This is a genomic window from Nocardia sp. CWNU-33, assembly GCF_046764895.1.
Taxonomy (GTDB): domain Bacteria; phylum Actinomycetota; class Actinomycetes; order Mycobacteriales; family Mycobacteriaceae; genus Nocardia.
On sequence record NZ_JBKOQN010000001.1, the window covers coordinates 322,930 to 330,498 of the forward strand.

At 67.7% G+C, this 7,569-nt stretch carries 1 protein-coding gene; it reads right to left on the minus strand.

Translation table 11 applies throughout. The features are described 5' to 3' along the window. Positions 1 to 24 precede the first annotated feature (24 nt). Positions 25 to 7,449: an amino acid adenylation domain-containing protein gene (locus tag ACLMAL_RS00975; RefSeq protein WP_411997345.1), complete on the minus strand. Its 7,425-nt coding sequence runs from the start codon at positions 7,447 to 7,449 to the stop codon at positions 25 to 27. Positions 7,450 to 7,569 lie beyond the last annotated feature (120 nt).

Here is a 7,569-nt window from a genome sequence, read left to right on the forward strand (position 1 = left end):
GGGGCGAGGACGAAGATTGGTGCCCTACTGCCGGAGCAGATCCGGCAGCGCGAGCACCTCGACGCTATCGCCCGCGATGAGCATCGGTCGGGCAGCACCGTCGTCGAGCACCACAACCTGCAGATCCGCGGGTTCACCGACCTCGACGGCGGCCAGACCGGCGGCGTCGGTGAAAAGGTGAGTGATCCATTCGTCGGCAAGCACCTCGGGCAAATGGAGCTCCGCTGTGCCCGGTGCGACCACCGAGGCGCCCACCGCGCCCGTAGCGATCACTTCCAGCAGCGCGGCCATCGTCTCAGGACGACCGTGCCGGAAAGTACGGGATTCGAAAGTGAGCCCGGCGCCGGCGACCAGCCGTTGCGCCGCGGTCGCCAATTCGTCGTAGGTCAACGTCGCACCGATGTCGGGGAGCACGATCGCCGGATCGTCACCCCGCAGCGTCCTTGCTCGATTCGCGTAGGTCACGGGCTTGGACGATTGGAGGTCGATTTCGGCAATCACCGCGGGATCGTCGAGGATGAGCCAGTCGATGCCGCCGGTCGGCGCCACCCCGCGACGCGTGATATCGCTCGCCGAGCTGATGCCGACCTTCAGCGCGGGCTCGCTCGGCAGCGCCGAGTCGGCCGCCCGCATCGGAACCAGGGCGGCACCCGCCTTCAGCACGGCCCAGATGGTGGTCGCCACGTCGGGGCTGCGGTCGAGTCGCACCGCGACGCCGGTGCCTGGTCCACAGCCGTGACCGATCAATACCCGGGCCAGTCGCGAAGATCCGGCGTCGAGGTCCTGGTAGGACAGTTCGGCTTCGCCGGACACCACCGCGGGCCCGAACGGATCGGATTCCACCGCGACGGCCAGCAATTGGGTCGGCGCGATCCGCGCGGTGCACGCGGAGTTCTCGGTACCCGCGTCCGCGTCCGCGACCGGTGCGGTCGGCACTCGACTGCGCTCCTGCGCATCGAGAATGTCGATGTCACCGACGCACACTTGCGGGTCGGCGACGACGGCCGCAAGTATCCGCTCGAAGCGCCGCCCGAAGGCCTGCACCGTAGCGTGATCGAAAATATCCGTCGCATAGGCGAATACCGCGAGCATCTCGTCGGGCGATCCGTCGCCACGATGGCGTGGCTCGACGATCAGCTGGAGATCGAACTTCGCGGTCACTGTGCCCGCGTCCAGCCCCGTCACCGTCAGTCCCGGCAGTTCCAGCGACGGCGGCTCGGTGTCCTCGAACGACAGCGCCACCTGGAACAGCGGATGGCGCCCTGCCGGGCGCGCAAGCACGGTCTCCTCGACCACCCGCTCGAACGGAATGTCCGCGTTGGCGAATGCCGAAAGATCGGTCTCCCTGACCTGATCGACCAGAGCGGCGAAGTCGATCCCGGACGGCACCGCGGTACGCAGCGTCAGCAAATTGACGAACATGCCGACCAGATCGTCGAGTGCGCGCTCGGCGCGCCCGGCGAACGGGGTGCCGACCGCGATATCGGAGCTGCCCGACAGCCGGGCCAGGAGCACGGCCAGCGCCGCGTGCACGACCATGAACAGCGTCGAATGCTGTTCCCGCGCAATACGCACGAGTCCTTCGTGCACGGCGGCGGGCACCCGGATCGCGGTCGATGCGCCACGCATGGACGGCGTAGCGGGCCGCGGTCGGTCCACCGGAAGCTCCAGTGCGCCGGACAATCCGTCGAGCTGCTCGCGCCAGTACGCCAATTGCCGTGCAGCAACCGAGTTCTCATCGTCATCGGCCCCGATGACCTCGCGCTGCCAGATCGCGAAGTCCGCGTACTGCACCTCCAGCGGCTGCCAATCGGGCGAATTGCCGTGGATGCGTGCGAGATAGGCGGTCATCAGATCCCGCGCCAACGGCACCATCGAGGTGCCGTCGGCGGTGATGTGGTGCACGACGAGAACCAGCAGATGCACCTCCGCCGACCCCGCGCGGCGCACCGCCGCGGTGACGTTCAGCAGCAGCGCCCGCACCGGAACCTGTTCTGTCACATCGAATCCGGTGGACATCATCGCGGTGAGTCTGGCGACCGGATCGGTGGTGACCTCCACCGCGAGACCACCGGGAAGCACCTGGTCGACCGGCAGGATCTCCTGGTACGCCGCCCCGCCCGGCCCGTCGGTCGGGTAGCGGGTGCGCAGCGACTCGTGTCGTTCGAGCACATCGGCGATGGCATAGCGCAGCGCGTCGACATCCAGTGCGCCGGTCAGCCGGATCGCCATCGGGATGTTGTAGGCGAGCGAGTTCGGATCGACCCGGTTCAGCACCCACATCCGCTGCTGGGCCAGCGACAGCGGAATCCGATCCGGCCGAGTCATACGCACCAGCGGCGACCTGGCTTCGGCGGCTGCCGCGGCGCCGGGCACGATGCGGGCTGCAAGCGTGCCGACGGTGCTCGCCTCGAACAACTCTCGCACCACGATGTTCGCGTGCAGCGCCTCGTTGATCCTGGCGACGGCTCTGGTCGCCAGCAGCGAATTGCCGCCGAGCAGGAAGAAGTCGTCGTCCAGCCCCACCTCGTCGACGCCGAGCAGCCCGGCGAACACCTTGGCGACGGCCTGCTCGATGGGTGAGCCCGGCGCACGGAAGGTGGTGGTACTGATGAATGCCGGCGCGGGCAGCGCCCTTCGATCGAGCTTGCCATTGGGCGTGAGCGGCAACGTCTCGATGATCTCGAACGCATCGGGCACCATGTAGCCGGTCAGGAACTCGGCCACCTGACTACGCAGTTCGATCGGATCGAGCCGGTAGCGCCGCCCGTCCTCGGCGGCTGCGGGGACGACATAGCCGATGAGCCGATCGCCCGCGTGTTCGTCCGAATGGACGAGCACCGCGGCCCGGCTCACGCCGGGACAGCGCAGCAGCGCGGACTCGATCTCGCCGAGCTCGATGCGGAATCCGCGCAACTGCACCTGCTGATCGCTGCGCCCTGCGTACTCCAGGCTCGCCTCGCCGCCGAAACCGACCCAGCGGCCGACGTCGCCGCTGCGGTACATCCGAGATCCAGCCGCGCCGAACGGATTTGCGACGAAACGCGTCGCCGCCAGTCCCGGCCTGCCGAGATACCCCCGCGACAGCTGACCGCCCGCGACATAGATCTCCCCGGCCACCCCGACCGGGGCGGGATGCAACCGAGTGTCCAGAACGAAGGCGTCCAGGCCGGGTAGGGCACGGCCGATCACACTCGCGGCGTTGTGGACGAGTCGCTCGTCCAGCGACAGGAACGACACGTGCACCGTGGTTTCGGTGATGCCGTACATGTTCACCAGCCACGGCTCGTTCATCGCGTGCCGCTCGTACCAGGGCTGCAGCTGACGCAGATCCAGTGCCTCGCCGCCGAATATCACGTAGCGCAGCGCCAGCCTGCCCGCGGCGGCGGACTGCGCCGCGCGGTCGGCCTCGGCCAGCTGGTAGAACGCCGAGGGCGTCTGATTCAGCACGGTGACGCCCTCGCGAATCAGCAACTCGCGCAACTGTTCCGGAGTGCGTGCGGTGAAGTGGTCGACCATCACCACGCTGCCGCCGTTGGCCAGCGCACACCACAACTCCCACACCGAGAAGTCGAAGGCGAAGGAGTGGAACAGCGTCCACACATCGGTTTCGTCGAATTCGAGAAGCAGCTGGGTGTTTGCGAACAACTCCAGGACATTGCGGTGCGCGACGCCGACGCCCTTCGGCTCGCCCGTCGAGCCGGAGGTGTAAATGACGTAGGCCAGATTGTCCGGGCGCAGCGGCGCGATGCGATGGGCATCGATGATCCTGCCGTCGGCGAATTCGGACGCTTCCTCCAGCAGCACGACCGGAATATCGCCGGGGGGCACGGCATCCCGTTCGCTCGCGGTGCTGAGCACGCACACCGGTGCGGCGTCGGCGAGCATGTATTCCAGCCGCTGCACCGGGTAGGCGGTATCGACGGGCAGGTACGCCGCCCCGGTCGTGAGCACCCCGAGCAGGGCGACCGGCAGCTCCTCGGTCCGTGAAACCGCCACGGCGACAAGCGTTTCCGGTCCTGCGCCGCGAGCTATCAAGGCCCGTGCCACCCGGTTGGCGCGACGCTGTAACTCGCCGAAAGTCAGTGTGGTGTCCCCGCAACGCACGGCGGTGGCATCGGGTCGCGCTCGCACCTGGGCGGCGATGAGGTCGACCAGGGTCACCTCGGGCACCCGCACGCCGGGGGTGTTCCATTCGTGCAGCACCAGTGCACGCTCACCGGGTGCGTACACGTCGATATCGCCGACGACGGCGGCGGAATCGGCGGCCACCGCGCCGAGGATCTTGCAGAAGCGGTCGGCGAAGTCGTGCACGGTGGCCGCGTCGAACAGGTCCGTCGCATAGGTGAGCAGTGCCGAAATACCTTGTGCGGCACCGTCGGCATCGATGTTCTCGACGACTTCCAGTTGCAGGTCGAACTTTGCCACCGGCAGCGCCATCTCCATGGGTGACACAGCCAGACCGGGAAGTTCCAGCTCCGGCTGCGTCAGGTTCTGGAAGGTCAGCATCACCTGGAAGAGCGGATGCCGCGCTGTGGAACGGACCGGATCGAGCAACTCGACCAGCCGCTCGAACGTCACGTCGGCGTGGCCGAAGGCTTGTACATCGGTCTGTCGTACCGCGCGCAGCAGCTGGCCGAAGGTGCTGTCGGGGTCGATATCGGTGCGCAGCACAAGGGTATTGACGAACATACCGATCAGATCGTCGAGCGCCGCCGCGCCACGACCGGCGACCGGCGTCCCGATCGCGATGTCCCTGGTGCCCGACAACCGCGCGAGCAGCACCGCGAGCGCAGCGTGCACCACCATGAACAGCGTCGAATTGTGCTGCTGCGCAACATTGCGCAGCAGCTGATGCACCTCGGCATCGATATCGAAGGCGAAGACCGCGCCATTGTTGGTCGCGACCACGGGACGCGGCCGGTCCACCGGCAATTCCAATTGGCCAGGAAGATCAGCCAATTCGTGCTGCCAGTAGGCAATCTGCCGGGCCGAAAGCGAATTCGCGTCATCCTCGCTGCCCAGAATCGCCCGCTGCCAGATCGCGTAGTCGGGGTACTGCACGGCCAGCGGCTGCCAGTCCGGCCGGCCGGCCCGCGTCCGAGTCACATACGCGGCCATCAGGTCCCTGGTCAGCGGGGCCATCGAGAAACCGTCGCCCGCGATGTGGTGGACAACGCACACCAGCACGTGTTCGGCATCGCTGGTCTGCAACAGCCGCAGCCGCACCGGAGGTTCGGTCGTCACATCGAAGCCATCGATGATGGCCGCGGTGACGAAGTGGGGCAAATCGATCTCGGCGACCTGCTGCGGCTCGAGCTCGGGAACCGCCCGCACATCCTCGACCGGCAGCACGACCTGGAAGCCTTCGCCGTCGATATCGGGATAGATCGTGCGCAGCGACTCGTGCCGCTCGACCACATCGCGCACCGCAGCGCGCAGCGCGTCGACATCGAGCCGACCCGACAACCGCACTGCCACGGGAATGTTGTCGACCGCGCTCGCCGGGTCGAAGCGGTTCAGGAACCACATCCGCTGCTGCGCGAACGACAGCGGAATCCGATCGGGCCGCGGCAGCGAACCGAGTGCCGGACCAGCGGCAGTACCGGCCAGCCGCTCCACCCGCTCGGCAAGCCCGGCAACGGAAGACGCCTCGAAGAGCAGCTGCATCGGCACTCGCGCGTCCAGTGCGTTGCCGATGCGCGCCACGGCCTGCGCCGCCAGCAACGAGTTTCCGCCGAGCGCGAAGAAGTCGTCATCCACGCCGACCTGGCCACCGGTATCGGTGGCGCCCGCGACCAGCAGCGCCGCGAAGACGTCGGCGACGATCTGTTCGGTCCGGGTGGCCGGTGCGCGGAATTGTTCGGTCGCGAACACCGGTTCGGGCAGCGCGGCCCGGTCCAGCTTCCCCGCCGGGGTGAGCGGAATTTCGTCGAGCACCACGATGGCGCTGGGAACCATATAGTCGGGCAACGATTTTCCGGCGAACGCCGCGAGCTCGGCGGTATCGACAACGACGCCGGGATGCGCGAGCACGTAGGCGACAAGCGCCATCGCCGACGGGAGCGTGGTGCCGACGGTCGCGGCGAAATCGATGCCGGGATAGCTGGTCAGCACACTGTCGATCTCACCCAGTTCGACACGGATGCCGCGGATCTTCACCTGGAAGTCGCAGCGGCCGAGATATTCGAAGGCGCCATCGGATTCGCGCCGCCGGACCAGGTCGCCGGTGCGGTAGAGCCTGCTGTCCTCGGCGCCGGTCTCGGCGTCGAAAGGGCTGGCGACGAACCGGTCCGCGGTCAGCGCGGGCTGCCCGAGATAGCCCTGCGCGAGTGCGGCCCCGGAGAGGTACAGCTCGCCGATCACGCCCGCAGGCACCGGGCGCAATCGCGAATCCAGCACGAACGCGCCGACTCCCGGGATGGCTGCGCCGATGGTGACTTCCGCGTGCGGCCGCATCGGCGCGGTGGTGGTGACCATGACCGTGGCCTCGGTCGGACCGTAGGCGTTGAATATCGTGCGGTCGCCGGTCGCCCAGCGGCCGACGAGTTCGGGATGGACCCGATCACCACCCACCACGACGACGCGCAGCTCGTCGAGGCCGGTCGGCTCGACCGACTCCAGTGCGCCCGGTGTGATCAGCAGATGGGTAATCCGCTCGCGGCGGAGGAGATCGGCAAGGTCGGCGCCGCCGAACACCTTCGGCGGCACGATGACGAGTGTGGCGCCCGAGGCGAAGGTGAAGAGCATCTCCATCAGCGAGAGGTCGAAGCTCGGTGAGCTCAGCTGCGTGACCCGGGATCGGTCGGTGACCGCGTAGCGCTCGCATTGCGCGGTGACCAGGCCGGAAAGCCCGGTGTGGGTGACGACGACACCCTTGGGCTGTCCGGTCGATCCTGACGTGTAGATGACGTAGGCCGGATGCTTGTCGATGAGCGGCCGGACCCGATCGGTGTAGGAGATCGGATGCTCGGGCCGGGCGGCGAAGCGTTCGGCGACCACCGGATCGTCGAGTTCGATCCAGTACACCGATCGCCCGAGGCCCGCGCGATGCGCCTGCGTGGTGAGTCCGAAGAGGACCTGCGCGTCGGACAGGATGTGCGCGATCCGGTCCGCGGGATAGGCCGGATCGACCGGCACATAGGCAGCCCCGGTCTTCGCGACGGCCCAGACCGCGAGCACCGATTCCACCGAGCGGGTGATCGCGATCGCCACCAGGTCCCCCGGGCCTGCACCGCGATCGATCAGCTCACGCGCAAGGCGTGAGGACGCCTCATCCAGCTCGCGGTAGGTGAGCTCACGCTGATCGGCCGGATCACCGGTCGGGTTGAACCGGATCGCCGCCGCATTCGCCGCTGACTCGACCGCTGCGGTCAGCAGCTGCCCGAGAAGCGGCGCCCCCGACCGCCGACGGCGGTTGACACGAACAGAACGTCGAGCAATATCCATTCGAGTTCATTCACCTCTCGCGTCAAGCCGGGCCGCGCGGCCGACACTATCTCCAAAGCCCCACTTCGAGGTCGTCGTTCTGGGCGACTGCGACCACGCAACGAAAGAAGTGTAGGCGTG